The sequence below is a fragment of the Deltaproteobacteria bacterium GWC2_65_14 genome (assembly GCA_001797615.1).
In the GTDB taxonomy this organism is placed as follows: Bacteria; Desulfobacterota; Deferrimicrobia; order Deferrimicrobiales; family Deferrimicrobiaceae; genus GWC2-65-14.
This window is the reverse complement of sequence record MGPV01000052.1, coordinates 1-308: the sequence shown is the minus strand read 5'-3', so window position 1 is coordinate 308 and position 308 is coordinate 1. Positions and strand designations below refer to the sequence as shown.

Below are 308 nucleotides of genomic sequence, written 5' to 3'. Positions count from 1 at the left end.
GAAGGTGGCTCTCCACTACACGGTCGAGAACTCTCTTAAGATCGAGCAGAAGATCGTCCGGAATGAGCTCGACCTGGGTTTCGTCGGCGCGCATTTGTCGAGCAAGGATCTGGAACTTACGCCGCTCGTGGAGGACGAGATCGTCTGCTTCGCCGCCCCGTCGCATCGACTTGCAAAGGCGCGCCAGATTGCCCCGAGCTCGCTCGAAGAGGAGATGTGGGTCATCCGCGAGAAGGGCTCAGCTACCCGCCGCCTCTTCGAACATTGGCTATCATCCAGGAAGGCTACGATCCGGAAGGCCATCGAGC

At 59.7% G+C, this 308-nt stretch carries 1 pseudogene (running past one end of the window); it reads left to right on the top strand.

Annotated features, from left to right (window positions below):
* Positions 1-308, top strand: a pseudogene (locus A2X88_03720) (hypothetical protein); it begins 353 nt to the left of the window's first position.